Origin of the sequence: Pantoea sp. Ap-870 (assembly GCF_011752515.1) — a bacterium.
GTDB lineage: Bacteria > Pseudomonadota > Gammaproteobacteria > Enterobacterales > Enterobacteriaceae > Pantoea > Pantoea dispersa.
In genome coordinates, this window is the sequence record NZ_VWXG01000004.1 from 325,795 (window position 1) to 343,643 (window position 17,849).

13 protein-coding genes are annotated in these 17,849 nt (G+C 60.6%); 6 read left to right on the forward strand and 7 right to left on the reverse strand.

Going from position 1 to position 17,849, the window contains the following annotated elements; translation table 11 throughout:
- Window positions 1–67: 67 nt before the first annotated feature.
- Both ftsH and rlmE read right to left on the reverse strand, forming a co-directional pair.
- The gene (gene ftsH, locus F3J41_RS12720; protein WP_021507707.1) at window positions 68–1,996 is read right to left on the reverse strand and encodes an ATP-dependent zinc metalloprotease FtsH; all 1,929 of its coding nucleotides are present in this window, start codon (window positions 1,994–1,996) and stop codon (window positions 68–70) included.
- A 174-nt stretch (window positions 1,997–2,170) separates the two neighbouring features.
- Window positions 2,171–2,800, reverse strand: a complete 630-nt coding sequence (rlmE, locus tag F3J41_RS12725; RefSeq protein ID WP_021507708.1) for a 23S rRNA (uridine(2552)-2'-O)-methyltransferase RlmE — start codon at window positions 2,798–2,800, stop codon at window positions 2,171–2,173.
- Window positions 2,801–2,926: 126 nt separating this feature from the next.
- Here rlmE and yhbY point away from each other — a divergent pair, with 126 nt between their 5' ends.
- The gene (gene yhbY / locus F3J41_RS12730; protein WP_010617345.1) at window positions 2,927–3,220 is read left to right on the forward strand and encodes a ribosome assembly RNA-binding protein YhbY; all 294 of its coding nucleotides are present in this window, start codon (window positions 2,927–2,929) and stop codon (window positions 3,218–3,220) included.
- A 128-nt stretch (window positions 3,221–3,348) separates the two neighbouring features.
- On the opposite strand, the gene greA is transcribed toward yhbY, so the two are convergent.
- Complete coding sequence (gene greA / locus F3J41_RS12735; RefSeq protein WP_021507709.1) at window positions 3,349–3,825, reverse strand: transcription elongation factor GreA; 477 nt, start codon at window positions 3,823–3,825, stop codon at window positions 3,349–3,351.
- A 248-nt stretch (window positions 3,826–4,073) separates the two neighbouring features.
- On the opposite strand from greA, the gene dacB reads away from it, so the two are divergent.
- The 3 genes from dacB to pmrB are packed head-to-tail and all read left to right on the forward strand — an operon-like array spanning window position 4,074 to window position 7,227.
- Window positions 4,074–5,507, forward strand: a complete 1,434-nt coding sequence (gene dacB, locus F3J41_RS12740) for a serine-type D-Ala-D-Ala carboxypeptidase (protein ID WP_104094036.1) — start codon at window positions 4,074–4,076, stop codon at window positions 5,505–5,507.
- Window positions 5,507–6,169 carry a two-component system response regulator PmrA gene (pmrA, locus tag F3J41_RS12745; protein ID WP_021507711.1) on the forward strand — a complete coding sequence of 221 codons (663 nt, stop codon included), beginning with the start codon at window positions 5,507–5,509 and terminating at the stop codon, window positions 6,167–6,169. Before dacB ends, pmrA begins: the two co-directional genes overlap by 1 nt.
- Window positions 6,166–7,227 (forward strand): two-component system sensor histidine kinase PmrB, encoded by a 1,062-nt coding sequence (gene pmrB / locus F3J41_RS12750; RefSeq protein WP_021507712.1) that lies wholly within the window; start codon window positions 6,166–6,168, stop codon window positions 7,225–7,227. The genes pmrA and pmrB overlap by 4 nt, the downstream gene beginning before the upstream one ends.
- A 6-nt stretch (window positions 7,228–7,233) precedes the next feature.
- On the opposite strand, the gene F3J41_RS12755 is transcribed toward pmrB, so the two are convergent.
- Window positions 7,234–9,510, reverse strand: a complete 2,277-nt coding sequence (locus tag F3J41_RS12755) for a TonB-dependent siderophore receptor (protein WP_166711367.1) — start codon at window positions 9,508–9,510, stop codon at window positions 7,234–7,236.
- A gap of 262 nt (window positions 9,511–9,772) precedes the next feature.
- Here F3J41_RS12755 and fes point away from each other — a divergent pair, with 262 nt between their 5' ends.
- Both fes and F3J41_RS12765 read left to right on the forward strand, forming a co-directional pair.
- A complete protein-coding gene (gene fes / locus F3J41_RS12760; protein ID WP_166711368.1) occupies window positions 9,773–11,047 on the forward strand; it encodes an enterochelin esterase in 1,275 nt (424 codons plus the stop codon).
- The gene (locus F3J41_RS12765; RefSeq protein ID WP_247656284.1) at window positions 11,040–14,924 is read left to right on the forward strand and encodes an enterobactin synthase subunit F; all 3,885 of its coding nucleotides are present in this window, start codon (window positions 11,040–11,042) and stop codon (window positions 14,922–14,924) included. Before fes ends, F3J41_RS12765 begins: the two co-directional genes overlap by 8 nt.
- Before the next feature lie 86 nt (window positions 14,925–15,010).
- Here the strand turns inward: F3J41_RS12765 and F3J41_RS12770 are convergent, their stop codons facing one another.
- The 3 genes from F3J41_RS12770 to fepD are packed head-to-tail and all read right to left on the reverse strand — an operon-like array spanning window position 15,011 to window position 17,774.
- Window positions 15,011–15,808, reverse strand: coding sequence for an ATP-binding cassette domain-containing protein (locus F3J41_RS12770; RefSeq protein ID WP_166711372.1), 798 nt, complete (start codon window positions 15,806–15,808; stop codon window positions 15,011–15,013).
- On the reverse strand, window positions 15,805–16,788 hold the full coding sequence (fepG, locus tag F3J41_RS12775) for an iron-enterobactin ABC transporter permease (RefSeq protein ID WP_058759584.1): 984 nt from the start codon (window positions 16,786–16,788) through the stop codon (window positions 15,805–15,807). Before fepG ends, F3J41_RS12770 begins: the two co-directional genes overlap by 4 nt.
- Window positions 16,785–17,774, reverse strand: a complete 990-nt coding sequence (gene fepD / locus F3J41_RS12780) for a Fe(3+)-siderophore ABC transporter permease (RefSeq protein ID WP_166711374.1) — start codon at window positions 17,772–17,774, stop codon at window positions 16,785–16,787. The genes fepG and fepD overlap by 4 nt, the downstream gene beginning before the upstream one ends.
- Window positions 17,775–17,849: the final 75 nt, after the last annotated feature.

Genomic DNA, 17,849 nt, shown 5'->3' on the forward strand with positions numbered 1-17,849 from the left:
GAATCACTGGATTGTGGAATGTAAAAAACCCCGGACCAGCCGGGGTTTTTGCTTAGGAACAGGCCTGTTACTTGTCGAACTGTTCTGACATGGTGTTGCCTGGGTTTGGCGTACGCGGTTCATCAACCGGACGTGGCGCCTTTGGCGTACCGTTGCTGTCAGAGTTGTTGCTGCCTGGATCTTCCCAGCCTGCTGGCGGACGCACTTCGCGGCGCGCCATCAGGTCGTCGATCTGCGGTGCGTCAATGGTTTCATATTTCATCAGCGCGTCTTTCATCGCGTGAAGGATGTCCATGTTCTCACCCAGAATACGGCGTGCACGCTGGTAGTTGCTGTCGATCAGGTGTTTAACTTCCTGGTCGATGATGCGTGCCGTTTCGTCCGACATGTGTTTGGCTTTCGCCACTGAACGACCGAGGAACACTTCACCGTCCTCTTCCGCATACAGCAGCGGACCGAGTTTTTCCGAGAAGCCCCACTGCGTCACCATGTTGCGCGCCAGGTTGGTCGCCACTTTGATGTCGTTTGAAGCACCGGTTGAAACGTGTTCCGCCCCGTAGATGATCTCTTCTGCCAGACGGCCGCCGTACAGCGTTGAAATCTGGCTCTCCAGCTTCTGACGGCTGGCGCTGATCGCGTCGCCTTCAGGCAGGAAGAAGGTCACACCCAGCGCACGGCCGCGCGGGATAATCGTCACTTTATGCACCGGATCGTGTTCCGGCACCAGGCGACCAATAATCGCATGGCCCGCTTCGTGATACGCGGTGGATTCTTTCTGCGCTTCCGTCATCACCATGGAGCGACGTTCCGCACCCATCATGATTTTGTCTTTCGCTTTCTCGAACTCGACCATCGACACCACGCGCTTGTTGCCACGCGCAGCAAACAGCGCCGCTTCGTTGACCAGGTTCGCCAGGTCCGCACCGGAGAAGCCCGGCGTACCACGTGCGATAATCGCGGCATCAATGTCGGTTGCCAGCGGCACGCGACGCATATGCACTTTCAGAATCTGTTCACGGCCGCGCACGTCTGGCAGACCTACCACCACCTGGCGGTCAAAACGGCCTGGACGCAGCAGCGCCGGGTCCAGTACGTCCGGACGGTTAGTCGCGGCGATAACGATGATGCCTTCATTGCCTTCGAAGCCATCCATCTCAACCAGCATCTGGTTCAGCGTCTGCTCACGTTCGTCGTGACCACCGCCTAAACCGGCGCCACGCTGACGACCCACCGCATCGATCTCATCAATAAAGATGATGCACGGTGCCGCTTTCTTCGCCTGCTCAAACATGTCGCGCACACGTGATGCACCGACACCAACGAACATTTCTACGAAGTCAGAACCGGAAATCGTGAAGAATGGTACTTTCGCTTCGCCGGCAATCGCTTTCGCCAGCAGCGTTTTACCGGTACCCGGAGGGCCCACCATCAGCACGCCTTTTGGGATTTTACCGCCCAGCTTCTGGAAGCGGCTCGGCTCACGCAGGTATTCCACCAGCTCACCCACCTCTTCTTTTGCTTCGTCGCAACCCGCAACGTCAGCAAAGGTGGTTTTGATCTGGTCTTCGGTCAGCATACGGGCTTTGCTCTTGCCGAAGGACATCGCGCCCTTGCCGCCGCCGCCCTGCATCTGCCGCATAAAGAAGATCCACACGCCAATCAGTAGCAGCATCGGGAACCAGGAGATGAAGATGGAAGCCAGCAGGCTCGGCTCTTCTGGTGGTTCACCCACAACTTTGACGTTTTTGGTCAACAGGTTATCGAGTAACTTGGGATCGTTGACAGGAATGTAGGTCGTGTATTTATTACTGTCTTTTTTGGTTACGTTGATCTCACGCCCGTTAATACGTGCCTCGCGGACCTGATCCTGGTTCACTTCCGACAGGAAGGTTGAATAATCAACCCTACGGCCATTCGACTCGCTGGGCCCAAAGCTCTGGAATACTGACATCAGCACGACCGCGATGACTAACCAGAGAATCAGGTTTTTCGCCATGTCACTCAAGGGATTAACCTCATATTACAACGGTGTTAACAGACAGCGTAGGGTACTATATATCCTTCATACCTGGAATCGCGGCGCTGATGATTTTGCCTGTTTAGCCTGAAACTCAGAATTACGCATCAGAATAAACGCCGTTTCGCCTTGCTTTGATTCCGGTATGGAGGGCTACAGTTTGCGCCCTGTCGCCACAATGTACACTTCGCGCGAACGTGATCGCGAAGCGTCCGGCTTACGAATTTTCACTTTCGTAAACAGGGAGCGAATTTCCCGCAGGTATTCATCGAAGCCATCTCCCTGAAACACTTTCACTACAAAACTGCCGCCAGGTGCCAGTACATCCCGACACATTTCTAACGCCAGTTCAACTAAATACATGGAACGCGGGATATCGACCGCAGGCGTACCGCTCATGTTCGGCGCCATGTCCGACATTACCACCTGCACTTTCTGGTCGCCCACGCGCTCCAGTAACGCTTTCAACACCGCTTCGTCGCGAAAATCGCCCTGCAGGAAGTCAACGCCAACGATGGGATCCATCGGCAGCAGATCGCAGGCAATAATACGGCCACCCGAACCAATCTGTTGTACCACATATTGCGACCAGCCGCCGGGCGCAGCGCCCAGGTCAACCACGGTCATACCGGGTTTGAACAGCTTGTCACCCTGCTGAATTTCATCCAGTTTAAACCAGGCGCGCGAGCGCAACCCTTTTTTCTGTGCCTGTTGCACATATTTATCGCTAAAGTGTTCCTGAAGCCAGCGACTGGAACTGGCCGAACGCTTTTTACCCGTCATAATATTTCCAGTTAAATCGTCATCGTAGCGATAAATCAGCACGCAATGGGTCGCGTTGATTTGGCGATATACCCGAGATGGCGGTAGAATGAACCGTTTTCAATCCCTGAGTAAGCAAAAAATACGATGAATCTGAGTACCAAACAAAAACAGCACCTGAAAGGCCTTGCCCATCCACTGAAGCCAGTGGTCATGCTGGGCGGCAATGGCCTGACTGAAGGCGTGCTCGCCGAGATCGAACAGGCGCTCGAACATCACGAATTGATCAAGGTAAAAATTGCCTCGGAAGATCGTGAAACCAAGCAGCTGATCGTGGACGCTATCGTGCGTGAAACTAAGGCAAACAACGTTCAGGTCATCGGCAACGTGCTGGTGCTGTATCGCCCTGCCAAAGAGCGCAAAATTACTCTGCCACGTTAAGCGTACCGTTACGGCTCGTCCGACGGGCAGAGAAAGTGCCATGCTCCTGCATGGGATAAAAGGCCGCAGCGCGGCCTTTTTCCTTTCTTTACAATATGCAGCTGCGCATTTCAAAGCGTAGCAATATCTTAGATGTATTCCACTTTCAGCACTTCATATTCCACATCGCCGCCTGGGGTTTTGACAATAGCCACGTCATCGGCCTCTTTGCCCACCAGACCGCGCGCCATCGGCGAATTCACGGAAATCAGGTTCTGTTTAAAGTCCGCTTCGTCGTCACCGACAATCCGGTAAGTAAACTCTTCATCGGTATCAACATTCAGCACGGTGACGGTGGCACCAAAAATCACGCGGCCGGTTTTCGGCATGGCGGTCACGTCAATCACCTGTGCATTGGAGAGCTTGGCTTCGATCTCCTGAATACGCCCTTCGCAGAACCCCTGTTCTTCGCGCGCAGCGTGGTATTCGGCATTCTCTTTCAGATCGCCGTGCTCACGGGCTTCGGCGATAGAGGCGATGATGCGCGGACGCTTAACGGTTTTCAGTTCGTTCAGCTCTTCACGCAGCTTCTCAGCGCCTTTCAACGTCATCGGAATCTGATTCATTTTGGCTCCTCGTCATCTATCCTGGTTAACGGCGTCATCCTGACCGGTGACAGCAGAAGATCGGCTTCTGCGGCGCGTAACCTCTTTTCACAAGCAAAAGAATCCTGACCCGGAAAGCTTTCCGGGTCAGGTATCGGTTTTGCATTTTGATACGTATTTTACCCCAGAGTTCCCTGTGGGTCATTGTTTACTTTGCACCGTCCGGGGACATAGTATTGACGCCTTCACCCGTCAGTTACCGCGAGATTATGCGATTTTCACGACTTGTTACCGGATTAACCTGTGCGTTTATGCTGCAGGCACAAGCAGCACCCGTTGAAGAATACATGCAGTATTTGCCAGACGGCGCAAACCTGGCGCTGATGGTACAAAAAGTGGGCGCATCCACCCCGATAATCGACTATCACGGCAAACAGATGGCGTTGCCGGCCAGTACCATGAAAGTGATCACCGCGCTGGCGGCACTGCTGGAGCTGGGTCCGGACTTCCGTTTTCAGACCACGCTGGAGACCAAAGGCGCGGTCAGCGATGGCACCTTAAACGGCGACCTGGTGGCGCGCTTTGCCGGCGATCCGACGCTTAGCCGCCAGGATCTGCGCAATATGGTGGCGGCGCTGAAAAAGCAGGGCATCAACCATATCAAAGGCAATCTGGTGATCGACACCTCGGTGTTCGCCAGTCACGATATGGCGCCAGGCTGGCCGTGGAACGATCTGACACAGTGCTTCAGCGCCCCGCCAGGTGCGGCGATTGTTGATAAAAACTGCTTCTCGGTTTCGCTCTACAGTGCCAATACGCCCGGCGAAAACGCCTTTGTGCGCATCGCCTCTTACTATCCGGCGCACATGTTCAGTCAGGTGCGGACGATCGGACGCAACAGCGGTGACGGGCAGTATTGCGAGCTCGACGTGGTGCCCGGCGAGCTCAATCGCTACACGCTGACCGGCTGTATGCGCCAGCGTGCGGAACCGCTACCCCTGGCGTTTGCCGTGCAGGATGGCGCCGCGTGGGCCGGCGAGATCCTTAAAGCGCAGCTGCGCGACGCCGATATTGATTACAGCGGCCATTTAGTGCGCCAGACGCAGGTGACATCACCGGGCACGGTGCTGGCCTCAACGCAGTCCGCACCGCTGCACAACCTGCTGCACACCATGCTGAAAAAGTCAGACAACATGATCGCTGATACCGTGTTCCGCACCATCGGCCATCACTACTTTAACGTGCCGGGCACCTTCCGCGCCGGTTCGGATGCGGTCAGGCGTGTGCTGCGCGAAAAAGCCGGCGTCGACCTCGGCAACAGTATTCAGGTGGATGGTTCCGGCCTGTCGCGTCACGACCTGATCGCGCCGGAGACCATGATGCAGGTGCTGCAGTTCATCGCCAAAAATGACGCCACGCTGAATTATATTTCGATGCTGCCGCTGGCGGGTTATGACGGCACGCTGCAGTATCGCGGCGGTCTGCACGAAGCGGGGCTGGATGGCAAAGTGTCGGCAAAAACCGGTTCGCTACAGGGCGTCTATAATCTGGCTGGGTTCATCACCACGTCGAGCGGTGCGCGCGTGGCCTTTGTCCAGTTCCTCTCTGGCTATGCGGTACCGCCGGAAGACCAGAAAACGCGGCGGATTCCGCTGGTGCGCTTTGAGAGCCGGCTCTATACCGACATTAACAAGAACAACTAATGAAACTGTTGATCGTTGAAGATGATGCGTTGTTACAATCGGGCCTGGCGCAGGCGCTGAGCAGCGAGGGCTACGCCGTGGATTGCGCTGGCAGCGCGGCGGAAAGCAACGCCCTGCTGCGCAGCAGCCAGTACAGCCTGATCGTGCTGGATCTCGGTCTGCCGGATCGCGATGGCGCCACGCTGCTGCGCCAGTGGCGACGCGACGGCATCGCGGTGCCGGTGCTGATCCTGACCGCGCGCGATGCGCTGGAGGATCGCGTTGACGGGCTGGACGCCGGTGCCGATGATTACCTGGTCAAGCCGTTTGCGCTGGCAGAACTGCAGGCGCGGGTGCGCGCGCTGATCCGCCGCTATCAGGGGCACAGCGACAACCTGCTGCAGCAGGGCGATCTGACGCTCAATCTCAGCTCGCAGCAGGTGCTGCTGGAGAATCTGCCGCTGGAGATCACCCCCAAAGAGTTTGCCCTGCTCACCCGTCTGCTGATGCGCGTGGGGCAGAATGTGCATCGCGAAACGCTGCAGCAGGATCTCTACAGCTGGAACGACGATCCCGGCTCCAACACTTTAGAAGTTCACATTCATAATCTGCGCCGCAAGCTGGGGAAAGATCGCATCAAAACCGTGCGCGGCGTTGGCTACCGGCTGGAATTGCGCGAATGAACAGCATGCGTCAGCGGTTACTGATTATGCTGGCGCTGATTCTCCTCACCTGCCAGGTGATGAGTGCCATCTGGCTGTGGCACGAAAGCCGCGAACAGATCAGTTTCCTCGTCAACGAAACCCTGTCGGCCCAGGCGCGTAACGATCGCGTGGAGAATGAGATCCGTGAGGCCATCGCTTCGCTGTTGCTGCCTTCGCTGGTGATGGTAAGCCTGACGCTGCTGCTGTCGTTCTGGGCCATCAACTGGATTATCCGTCCGCTCAAATCGTTACAGGACAGCCTTGCCCACCGCTCTGCCGACAACCTGACGCCGCTGCCGATTTACTCCGAGATGGATGAGATTGTTGCGGTCACCTCCTCCATCAACCAGCTGTTTTCCCGTCTCGACCACACGCTGCAGCAGGAGCGATTATTCACCGCCGACGCCGCGCACGAGCTGCGTACGCCGCTGGCCGGGCTGCGCCTGCATCTTGAGCTTCTGCATCAGCAGCAGGTGCCGCAAAGCGCCATGCTGATTGAGCGTATCGACCAGTTGATGCACACCGTCGAACAGCTGCTGATGCTGTCGCGCGCCGGTCAGGCGCTGGCGGGCGGCCACTATCAGCAGCTGCAGTGGCAGCGTGACATCATGCAGCCGCTGATGCCGGAGATGGCTGAACTGTATGCCCAGCGTCAGCAGACGCTGCACTGGCCAGACGGCGACGATGTGCCGCAGCAGGGTGAAGCGGTGCTGCTGCGCCTGATGCTGCGCAATTTGCTGGAGAACGCGTCGCGCTACAGTCCGGAAGGCAGCAGCGTGCAGGTGAAGCTGCGTCAGGTGCAACAGCAGGTCTGGGTTGAAGTGTGGGATCAGGGGCCGGGTATTGATGCCGATGCGGCAGAAGAGCTGACGCAGGCGTTCCGGCGGCGCGATCAACGCTATGGCGGCAGCGGCCTGGGCCTGAACATTGTGCTGCGTATTGTGCAGATGCATCGCGGCAGGCTGGAACTGGTCAACCGCGAAGACAGCAGCGGACTGGTCGCCCGCTGCTGTTTGCCAACGCAACTGATTGGCTGAACGCCATCAGAAGTGGGTGTTGAGGCTCATATAGTAAGTACGGCCTGATTCGTTATAGGTATTGGCACCGGCACCGTAGAGATAAGCGCCGGTGGTAGCATTACCGGTGGTTTGCGCATTGCCCTCACGGAAGTGGCGCTTATCGAACAGGTTATCGATGCCCAGCGTCACGCTGGCATACTTATTGATATCGTAAGTACCGCTCATGCCGACAATCGAGTACGGGCTCACTTTGTCGGTGGCGCTGCCGGTCACCGGCTGTCCTTTGTAGTCATACTTCTTCGGTGTCTGGGTGCCGTACCACGTCAGGGTGGTTTGCAGCGACAGATCCTGCGTTGCCTGCCAGCTCAGTGTCGAGTTCAGCGTATACTCCGGAATGATCGACAGACGATCGCCGGTCTCCTTGTTCTTGCTCTGCAGCATGTAGGTAAAGTTGTTATTCCACATCACGCTGTCAGAGAAAGGAACATTGACCGTACCTTCCAGCCCTTCCACCACTGCTTTCGGCACGTTCTCCCAGCGATAGATATCCGTGGTGCCGTTAGAGGCTTTACCTGAAGGCGCATAGCCGGCTTCAATCTTGTTGCGGTAGTCGTTACGGAACCAGGTCAGACCGGCCTGATAACCTTCATGCTTCCACTCCAGCCCAACTTCTTTATTGATGCTGTTTTCCGCTTTCAGATTCGGATTACCCTGCAAATAGCAGGCGCCGGTGCTGGCGGCGCAGCCCTGGCCGTTGCTGTACAGCAGGTAGTTCGGGTTCGTCTGGTACAGACTCGGCGCTTTGTAGGCCCGGCCAATCCCCATCTTCAGCGTGAAGTCATCGCCCAGCCCCTGCGACAGGTTAAGCGACGGGCTCCAGTTGTTGCCAACGATGGAGTGATGATCGAAGCGCAGCGCCGGCGTCAGCATGGTGCTGTCGGTCAGCTCCATGTTGTCTTCGGCAAACAGGGAGAAAATCTCCGCCTGGGCATAAGGACTGCGGCCGGTGCTGGCGATGCCTGGCACGGCACCGTTACTGGCGGCCTGGGTGGTCGACGAAGGATCCTTCATGCGCTGCTGGTTCCACTCGGTGCCCAGCGTCGCGGTCTGATTGACGCCCAGCTCAAACGGCAGGCTGATTTCACTGTGCAGCAGCACATCGTCCAGCTGAATGGTATTGAACCCGCTGTTGGAGAAGATCCCTTCCGTGCCGCCCGCCAGACCTTCATTAATGCGCGTATTGCGGGTTTTCTCGTAGCGCGCCCAGCTGCTGGTGCTGATGCCGTTATCCCACGCGCCTGTCCATTTCAGTGAAATATTCTGGCGATACAGACGGTTGGTTTCATCGCCGTACAGGCTTTTCACCAGCGCGTTAGTGTTGGTGTTCTGCGTATCGCCCGCGTACAGGTTGCCCTGACGACTGTAACCGGCCTGCAGCTCCAGCGTCTGCATAGGGGCAAACGCCCAGCTCAGCAACGCATTGATATCTTTGTTAACCGAGCCTTCGCGGCCTGCCGGGTAGCTGCCAGCATAGCTGCCGGTGCGCGCTGCCGCATGCCCTTCATTGATGTCGTACGCGTCGGCCTGGGTTTTGGCTAAACCGCCATACAGCCGGAAGTTGAAGTCGTCGCCCAGCGGCCCTTCAAGGCTGAAGTTGGTGCGTTTGGTCGCCCCTTCCGATTTGTGTTCCGGCGCGTTGAAGTAGGTATTCCACGAACCGTGCCACTGCTGATCGCTGTACTTTTTGGTGATGATGTTCACCACACCGCCCGCCGCGCCGTTACCGTAGCGCACCGCGGCCGGCCCGCGAATCACGTCGATGTGATCAATCATCTCCGGCGGCACCCAGTTGGTATCGCCGCGCGTATCACGCTCACCGCGCCAGCCGAGACGCACTGAGTTACGGCTGGTGATCGGCATGCCGTCCACCATGATCAGGGTATTTTCCGGTCCCATGCCGCGAATATCGATCTGACGGTTGTTGCCGCGCTGGCCGCTGGTCGAGTTACCGGTCAGGTTAACCCCCGGCATGGTACGGATAATTTCTGAAACATCGCGCGCCGGCGGATGCTTTTTGATCTCATCGGCGGTGATGGTGGAAACCCCCGGTGCCTGCAGCGTCTGCTGCTGGGCCGTCACCATTAAGGTGCCACCGTCCATTGCGCTGGCATCGGGAGAAGAGGCGTTGCTGGAAGTCGTCTTGCTGGAAGTCTCTGCTGCCCAGGCGCTGCCGGAAAGCAGTGAGGCGCTGAGCCCCAGTTCAATCAAAATAGCGAAGGTTAACCGCGAGTAATGCTTCATTTTTTTTCATTCCTGGAAGGCCAGTTCTGCGCCACAGCGGAGTGACTGGCGAGCCGGTGAGAAGATCCCTGTCTTTATCGCGCAGCCGTTCACACCTGGCAGGGCCATCCTTTGCTGAATCCCATGACTTACCGGGTGCCAGACGGAACGTGCGTGCTCATTTTGAGCGCAGTCACCCTATTGCAAATGCAAATAATTATCAATAGTATTATTTATCAATCCTATGTAAACCTCCCCGTACAGACGGCGACTGGCAGCCCCTATGACCTGGCGAAATGATGGAATTGGTAGCGAAGCCTGGTGGCAGGAGCAACAGACTCAGGGCATTCCGCGCATTGAGCCGCAGCAGGATGGCACCTGTCTGGTGACCTTCTTCTGGCGCGATCCGCAAGGCAGTGAAACCACCTCCCACACCCAGCGCGTGTGGATCAACATCACCGGCGTGACCGATCACCACCAGCATCGCCCGCCGCAATCGCTGATGCGCGTCGCCAGTAGCGATGTCTGGTACTGGCAAACCGTGCTGCCGTCACACTGGCGCGGCAGCTACTGCCTGATGCCGGATCGGCAGGCCAGCGATTTCAGCGGCGAGCCTGACATGCATGCGCTGCGCCACTGGTGGCGCGAAAAATTCCCTGCCGCGCAGGCCGATGCGCTCAATCCGCTGCGCAGCTGGTCCGGCGGACGCGGCATGGGCGTGTCACCACTGCACCTGCCTGACGCGCCCGACCAGCAGGTGTGGCGTGCGGTGGATGAGGGCCGCACCCCGGCGCTGACGCTGCAGGAGCAGCAGTGGGACAGCGCGCTGCTCGGCAATCGTCGCCGGGTGTGGCTGTACGCTACAGGCGAGGCGCAGCACGGCCCGCGTCCGCTGGCGATACTGCTCGATGGTCAGTTCTGGGCGCAGCAGATGCCGATCGCCGGACCGCTGCAGCAGCTGACCGCCGCGGGCAAGCTGCCGCCGGCGGTCTACCTGTTTATCGACATCATCGATCGCGAACACCGCAGCCGCGAGCTGCCATGCAATCCGCAATTCTGGCAGGCGGTGCAGCAGGAGCTGTTGCCGCAGGTAGCACGCTGGATGCCGTACGATGCGCAGCCGGCGCGCACGCTGGTTGCCGGACAAAGCTTTGGCGGTCTGGCCGCGGTGTTTGCCGCGCTGCACTTTCCCCACACCTTTGGTAATGCGCTCAGCCTGTCCGGCTCCTTCTGGTGGCCGGAGCGTGGTAACCCGCATGGCTGGCTGTTGCAGGCGCTGGACCATGGCCTGGCACCTCGCCAGCCGCTGCGTTTCTGGCTGGAGGCAGGCCAGCGTGAAGGCCTGATTCTGCAAGCCAATCAACAATTACAACAACAACTTACCGCTGCCGGCTATCAGGTGCATTACCAGCCGGTAGAGGGCGGCCATGACGCGCTGTGCTGGCGCGGTGGCCTGCTCGACGGTCTGCAAGCTTTGTGGCGCAATCCAAATTCATTCATCACGCCAGACGTGAACCGGAGCGACAGTAAATTCTCTGATGAACGACACTATGATTGACCAACAAACTCTGCCGCTGGTGGCAGCGCAGCCTGGCATCTGGATCGCCGACCAGCTCAGCCGCCATCACAACGCCTACGCGGTCGCGCACTTTGTCGAACTGCGCGGCGACATCAACAGTGCGCTGCTGGCGCAGGCCATTGTCGACGGCATGCAGGAAGCCGATACCCTGAATATGGCGTTCGGCGAAATCGACGGCGAGCCGCTGCAGTGGCCGCAGCCGCAGACCTTCAGCCTGCCAGACATCGTTGATCTGCGCGGCGAAGCGGATGCCGCCGCCGTTGCGCGCGCACAGATGCGCGCCGATATGCAGGGCGACCTGCGCGTGCTGAGCGGCGCGCCGCTGTGGCACCATCGCCTGTTCCGCCTCGGCGAGCAGCACTGGTTCTGGTATCAGCGCTATCACCATCTGGTGGTGGATGGCTTCAGCTTTACCGCGCTGACGCGCCGCATCGCCAACCTGTACAGCGCCGCCGTACAGCAGCAGCCGCCTGAGCCGACACCGTTTATTCCGTTCAGCGCCGTGGTTGACGAGTATCAGCGCTATCAGCAATCGGCGTCTTACACCCGTGACGGCGAATTCTGGCGCGAAAAAGGCCGCGCCCTGCCCGCGCCCGCCTCGCTGTCGCCGCTGCCGCTGGCCGGTCAGAGCGCCAGCACCGATCTGCTGCGCCACAGCGTTACGCTGGATCGTCACCGTTTCCACACGCTGACCAGCCAGCATCCACAGCACAGCGCCGCCGATCTGGCCTTTGCGCTGGTAGCGCTGTGGCTGGCTCGCCTCAGCGGGCAAAATGATTTTGCTGCCGGCTTCATCTTCATGCGCCGCATCGGCTCCGCCGCGCTGTGCGCCACCGGTCCGGTGATTAACGTGCTGCCGATGGCGGTGCACTATCAGCCGGGACAAACGCTCGGCGATCTCGCCGCTCAGCTGGCCGCGGAAGTGAAAAAAATGCGCCGCCATCAGCGTTACGATGCTGAACAGGTGCAGCGCGATCTCGGCCGCCTCGGCGATAGCGATCCGCTGTATGGCCCGGTGATCAACCTGAAGATGTTTGACTACCAGCTCGATTTCGCCGGCATTGAAGGCATCACGCATCAGCTGGCCTCCGGCCCGGTGCGCGATCTGGAAATCGCGATTTATCTCAGCGAGCACGGCGATCTGACGCTGGAGCTGCTGGCGAACGCGCAGCGCTATGCTGCCGAGACGCTGCAGCGCCATGCCAGCCGCTTTGCCCTGCTGCTCAGCCAGCTGGCCGCGCAGCCGCAGCGCGCGCTGGGCGAGCTCGATCTGCTGACGCCAGCGGAGCAGCAGCAGATTGCGGCCATCAATCAGACCGCCCATCCGCTGCCGGCGGAAACCCTGGCGTCGCTGCTGGCGCAGCAGGCGCAGCGCACCCCGGACGCACCGGCACTGGCCGATGCGCAGCACCAGCTGAACTATCGCCAGATGCAGCAGCAGGTATTCGCGCTGGCGGCCGATCTCAGCGCGGCCGGCGTGCAGCGGGGCGATATCGTCGCCGTGGCGCTGCCGCGTTCGGTGCAGCTGTCGCTGGCGCTGCAGGCGATTGTGACGCTCGGGGCCGCTTATCTGCCGCTGGATACCGGCTATCCGGACGAGCGGCTCCAGCTGATGCTGGAAGACGCCGCGCCCAAAACGCTGATTACCACTGCCGCGCTCAGTGCCCGCTTCGGCGCCATCGCGCCGGTCAGTCAGCTGCACTTTGACACCCTGTACAATGCCGAACATGCACCGGCCCCGCCCAGCGCGCCGACGCCGCAGGATGGCGCGTACATCATCTATACCTCCGGCTCTACCGGCCGGCCGAAAGGCGTACTGGTCGGCCATCAGGCGATCGTTAATCGCCTGCTGTGGATGCAGGATCGTTATCCGCTGCAGGCGGATGACGTGGTGCTGCAGAAAACGCCGAGCAGCTTTGATGTCTCGGTGTGGGAGTTCTTCTGGCCGCTGCTGGTCGGCGCGCAGCTGGTGATGGCGCCGCCGGATGCACACCGCGATCCGGAAGCCTTACAGCAACTGTTTGCCCGCTACAAAGTCACCACCACGCATTTCGTACCCTCGATGCTGGCGGCCTTTGTCGCGGCGCTCGACCACCCGGCCGCGATAGCGTGCTGCGCCAGCCTGCGCAATGTGTTCTGCAGCGGTGAAGCATTGCCCACCGATCTGTCGCGCAGCTGGGAAACATTGACCCGCGTGCCGCTGCACAATCTGTATGGGCCGACCGAAGCGGCCGTTGATGTCAGCTGGTATCCGGCGTATGGCGCGGCGCTCGCCGCCGTCGATGCCCCGAGCGTACCGATCGGCTTCCCGGTGTGGAACACCGGTCTGCGCATTCTTGATGCGCAAATGCAGCCGGTGCCGCCGGGCGTGGCCGGCGATCTCTATCTTACCGGCATTCAGCTGGCGCACGGCTATCTCAACCGGCCGGAGCTGACCGCCAGCCGCTTTATCGCCGACCCGTACGCCGCTGGCGAGCGCATGTACCTGACCGGCGACGTAGCGCGCTGGCTGGACAACGGTGCGGTGGAGTATCTCGGGCGCAGCGATGACCAGCTGAAGATCCGCGGTCAGCGCATTGAGCTGAACGAAATCGATCATGCGCTGTGCGCCCAGCCCGGCATTGAGCAGGCGGTGACGCATGCGGTGGTGCTGGGCAGTGCGGCGGCACAGGGCGATGCGCGTCAGCTGGTGGGCTACGTGGTTGCGCCTCAGCCGGTGGATGGCGATGCGCTGCGTCAGGCGCTGGCACAGCAGCTACCGGCACACATGGTGCCGGTGGCCATCGTCCAGCTGGAGGCGCTGCCGCTCAGCAGCAACGGCAAACTGGATCGCAAAGCGCTGCCGCTGCCGCAGAGCACCACGCAGCGCCAGGGGCGCGCGCCACTGCCCGGTTTAGAGAGCACGCTGGCCGCAGCGTTCTGCCGCCTGCTGACCTGTGACACGATCGGTGCGCAGGATGATTTCTTTGCGCTCGGTGGCCATTCGCTGCTGGCGATGCGCCTGGCTGCGCAGCTGCGCCGCGAGCTCCAGCTGCCGGTCTCGGTTGGGCAGATCATGATCGCCCCGACGGTTGAAAAACTGGCGACGCTGCTGAGCGATGGACAATCCCATCAGCAGGCAGGCTTTGAAGCGGTGCTGCCGCTGCGTAAAGGCAGCGGACCGACGCTGTTCTGCTTCCACCCGGCGTCCGGCTTCGCCTGGCAGTTCAGCGTGCTGCAGCGTTACCTTGACCCACGCTGGTCACTGGTCGGCATTCAGTCGCCTGATACTCAGGGACCGCTGAATCAGAGCGCGCATCTCGATGAGGTCTGTGAAGCGCATTTGCGTACGCTGCGCGAGGTACAACCGCACGGGCCCTACTATTTCCTCGGCTACTCGCTGGGCGGTACGCTGGCGCAGGGCATTGCTGCCCGGCTGGAAGCGGCGGGTGAAGAGGTCGCCTTCCTTGGCCTGCTCGACACCTGGCCGCCGGAAACGCAGAACTGGGATGAGAAGCGCGGCGAGAATGTGCTGGATCCGGCGGTACTGGAGGAAGTGAATCGCGAGCGCGAACAGTTTATCGCCGCGCAGCGCCATCAGGCCGGTGAAGAGATGCAGGCCATGTTCGATACCATCGAAGCCAACTACGCCAGCTCGGTGCGTCTGCTGGCCACGGCGCGCAGCGCACGCTTCGGCGGCCGCGCTACGCTGTTCCTCGCCGAACAGACGCAGCAGCCAGGCCAGGATGCGCGCCGCGCCTGGGCGCCCTATGTCGGTGAGCTGACGGTGTGGCCGATGGATTGCGCCCACGTCGAGATTATCTCGCCTCGCATGTTTGAGCAGATCGGGCCGCTGTTGCAGCAGTTGCTGGCGTAGCGGTTTTGCCCTCACTCTAACCCTCTCCCGGCGGGAGAGGGAACCGTATGGCAGAAAACGTTTAAACAACAGCCCTTTCTTTCGCCTTAGCGCCCGCGCCCCAGCGGCACAATCATTGGCGTATGCGCCACCGGATCCTCAACAATCACACAGCGTAATCCGTACACCTGCTCAATCAGCGCTGGCGTCACAATCTCGCCAGGCTTGCCCTCGGCAATGATCTTCCCGTGACGCATGGCGATCAGGTGGGTGGCGTAGCGGCAGGCGTGATTAAGGTCGTGCAGCACCACTACCAGCGTGCGGCCATGTTGCTGATTGAGCGTCTGCATCAGCTCAAGCAGCTCAATCTGGTGGGTTATATCCAGCCAGGTGGTGGGCTCATCCAGCAGCAGCATCGGCGTCTGCTGCGCCAGTACCATGGCAATCCACACGCGCTGACGCTGCCCGCCGGACAGGGTATCGACCGCCTGTTGCGCCAGGTCCGCCACGCCGGTGGCCAGCATCGCCTGCTGTACCGCCGCTTCATCCTCTGCGCGCCAGCGGCCAAACAGTGACTGATGCGGATAACGTCCGCGCGCCACCAGCTCGCTCACGCTGATGCCCGCCGGTGCGTTTGAACTCTGCGGCAGCAGGCCAAGACGGCGCGCCACCTCTTTGGTGGGATAACGTGCAATCGCCTCGCCGTCCAGCAGCACGTCGCCTTTCAGCGGTGCCTGCAGGCGGCTGAGAGTACGCAGCAGGGTGGATTTACCGCAGGCGTTAGGGCCGATAATCACGGTCAGCTCCCCTTGCGGAATCGCCACCGACAGATTTTCCGCCACTACCTTTTTGTCATAACCCAGCGTCAGGCCTTCGCCATGCAGCCGTGAAGGAATATCGATCATTGGCGTCGCGCCTCCCGCACCAGTAACGCAATCAGATAGAGTCCGCCCAGGCTGACGGTAATCACGCCAACCGGCAGTTGATAAGGCAGGAACAGATGCTGCGCGGCATAATCGGCGGCGCACAACAGCAGCGCGCCGCACAGCGCCGCCAGCCATAATGCGCCTTTTTCCCCGCCGCTCAGCCGGCGCGCAATCTGCGGTGCCAGCAGCGCCACGAACGAGATCGGCCCCGCCAGCGCGGTGGACGCCGCGGTCAATAGCACGCCCAGCAGCATCAGCCACAGGCGGCTGCGCTCCACCGGCACGCCGAGCGCGCAGGCGGTGTCGTCGCCCATCTCCAGCAGACGCATGCGGCGCGTTAACAGCGCCACCAGCAGCAGCGACAGCAGCAGCACCGTCACCACCGGCGGCGTTTTCGCCCAGGTGATGCCGTTGAGCGAGCCGGCGCTCCACAGCCCGGCGCTGAGCGCCGACTCAAGCGAAGCGCTGATAATCAGCCAGGCATTGAGCGCCATCAGCAGCGCGCGCACGCTGATGCCCACGATGATTAACCGAAACGTTTCCACCCCGTTGCGCCAGGCAAACAGATACACCAGCGCAGCCGTCGCGATACCGCCGATCAGCGCGGCCCCGGTCATCGCGGTGATGCTCTGATTAAACAGCACCAGCGCCACCAGCACGCCGCTGTAAGCGCCGGTATTGAAGCCGAGAATATCCGGGCTACCGAGCGGGTTGCGCAGCAGCGACTGAAAAATTGCCCCGCTGACACCCAGCGCCGCACCGATCAGCAGCGCCATCAGCACGCGCGGCAGCCGCCACTCCACCACAATCAGCTGCACGTTGGCCGCTCCCTGCCCGCGCAGCGCCTGCCACACCTGCTCCGCCGTAATCGGCAGCGCACCGCGCGTCAGCGCCAGCCACGTCAGCAGCGCACACGCTAATAGCAGCCAGCCGCCATGCAACCAGGCACGCCGCGTCATAGTCCACCTCGCCCGCGCTGGCGCCGTACCAGCAAAATCAGCATCGGCGCGCCAAGGATGGCGGTCACTATTGAGACACGCAGTTCGCCTGCCACCATCATCCGCCCCAGAATATCCGCCGCCAGCAGCAGCGCCGGGGTGATCAGCGCCGTCGCCGGCAGCAGCCAGCGGTGATCGTTGCCCACCAGCCAGCGGGCAAAATGCGGCGTCATCAGGCCGATAAAAGCGATCGGTCCGACGGCGGCGGTCGCCGCGCCGCTCAGTAAGGCAATCGCCAGCAGGCCCAGCAGTTGAGTGCGCACCACGCGCGTGCCCAGCGCCGCCGCCATATCACCGCCCATGCTCAGGCTGTTCAGCGATTGCGCCAGACCCAGCGCCAGCGCCGCACCGGCCAGCATCGCCGGGCTCAGGGTACGCAACACGCTGAAATCGCGGATATCTAAAGAGCCGCTCTGCCAGAAGCGCAGGTGATCGTAAATGTCCGGATTGAGCAGCGACAGGCCGGAGGTTAAGCCCTCCAGCACCGCCGCCAGCGCCACGCCCGCCAGCGTCAGACGCACCGGATTGACGCGCCCGCCGCCCATCGCGCCAATCACCGTCATCAACAGCGCTGCCAGCAGCGCGCCGCTGAAGGCCAGCATCAGCCACTGCAGCGGGGAGTCCGCCCCCAGCAGCGCGATGCCGAGCACGATGGCAAAACCGGCACCGGCGTTCACGCCCAGAATGCCCGGCTCGGCCAGCGGATTACGCGTCAGGCTCTGCATCAGCGCGCCCGCCAGCCCCAGCGCCACGCCCGCCAGCAGACCGGCCAGCGTGCGCGGCAGGCGCGCATCGCGCACAATGATGCACTCCGCGCTTGAGCAGGAGGCGGTGAGAGCGTGATACACATCGGAAAGCGGTATTGATTTGGCACCCAGCATCAGACTGAGCGCCAAGAGGAGCAAAAGCAGAATCCCTGAGCCTGCTAATGCACGGATCTGGCGCATAGCGTTCTAAACCTTCACTGTTCGACGTCGTTGCAGTGCAACGTAATGTGATAATGATATTTGTTATCGTTATTA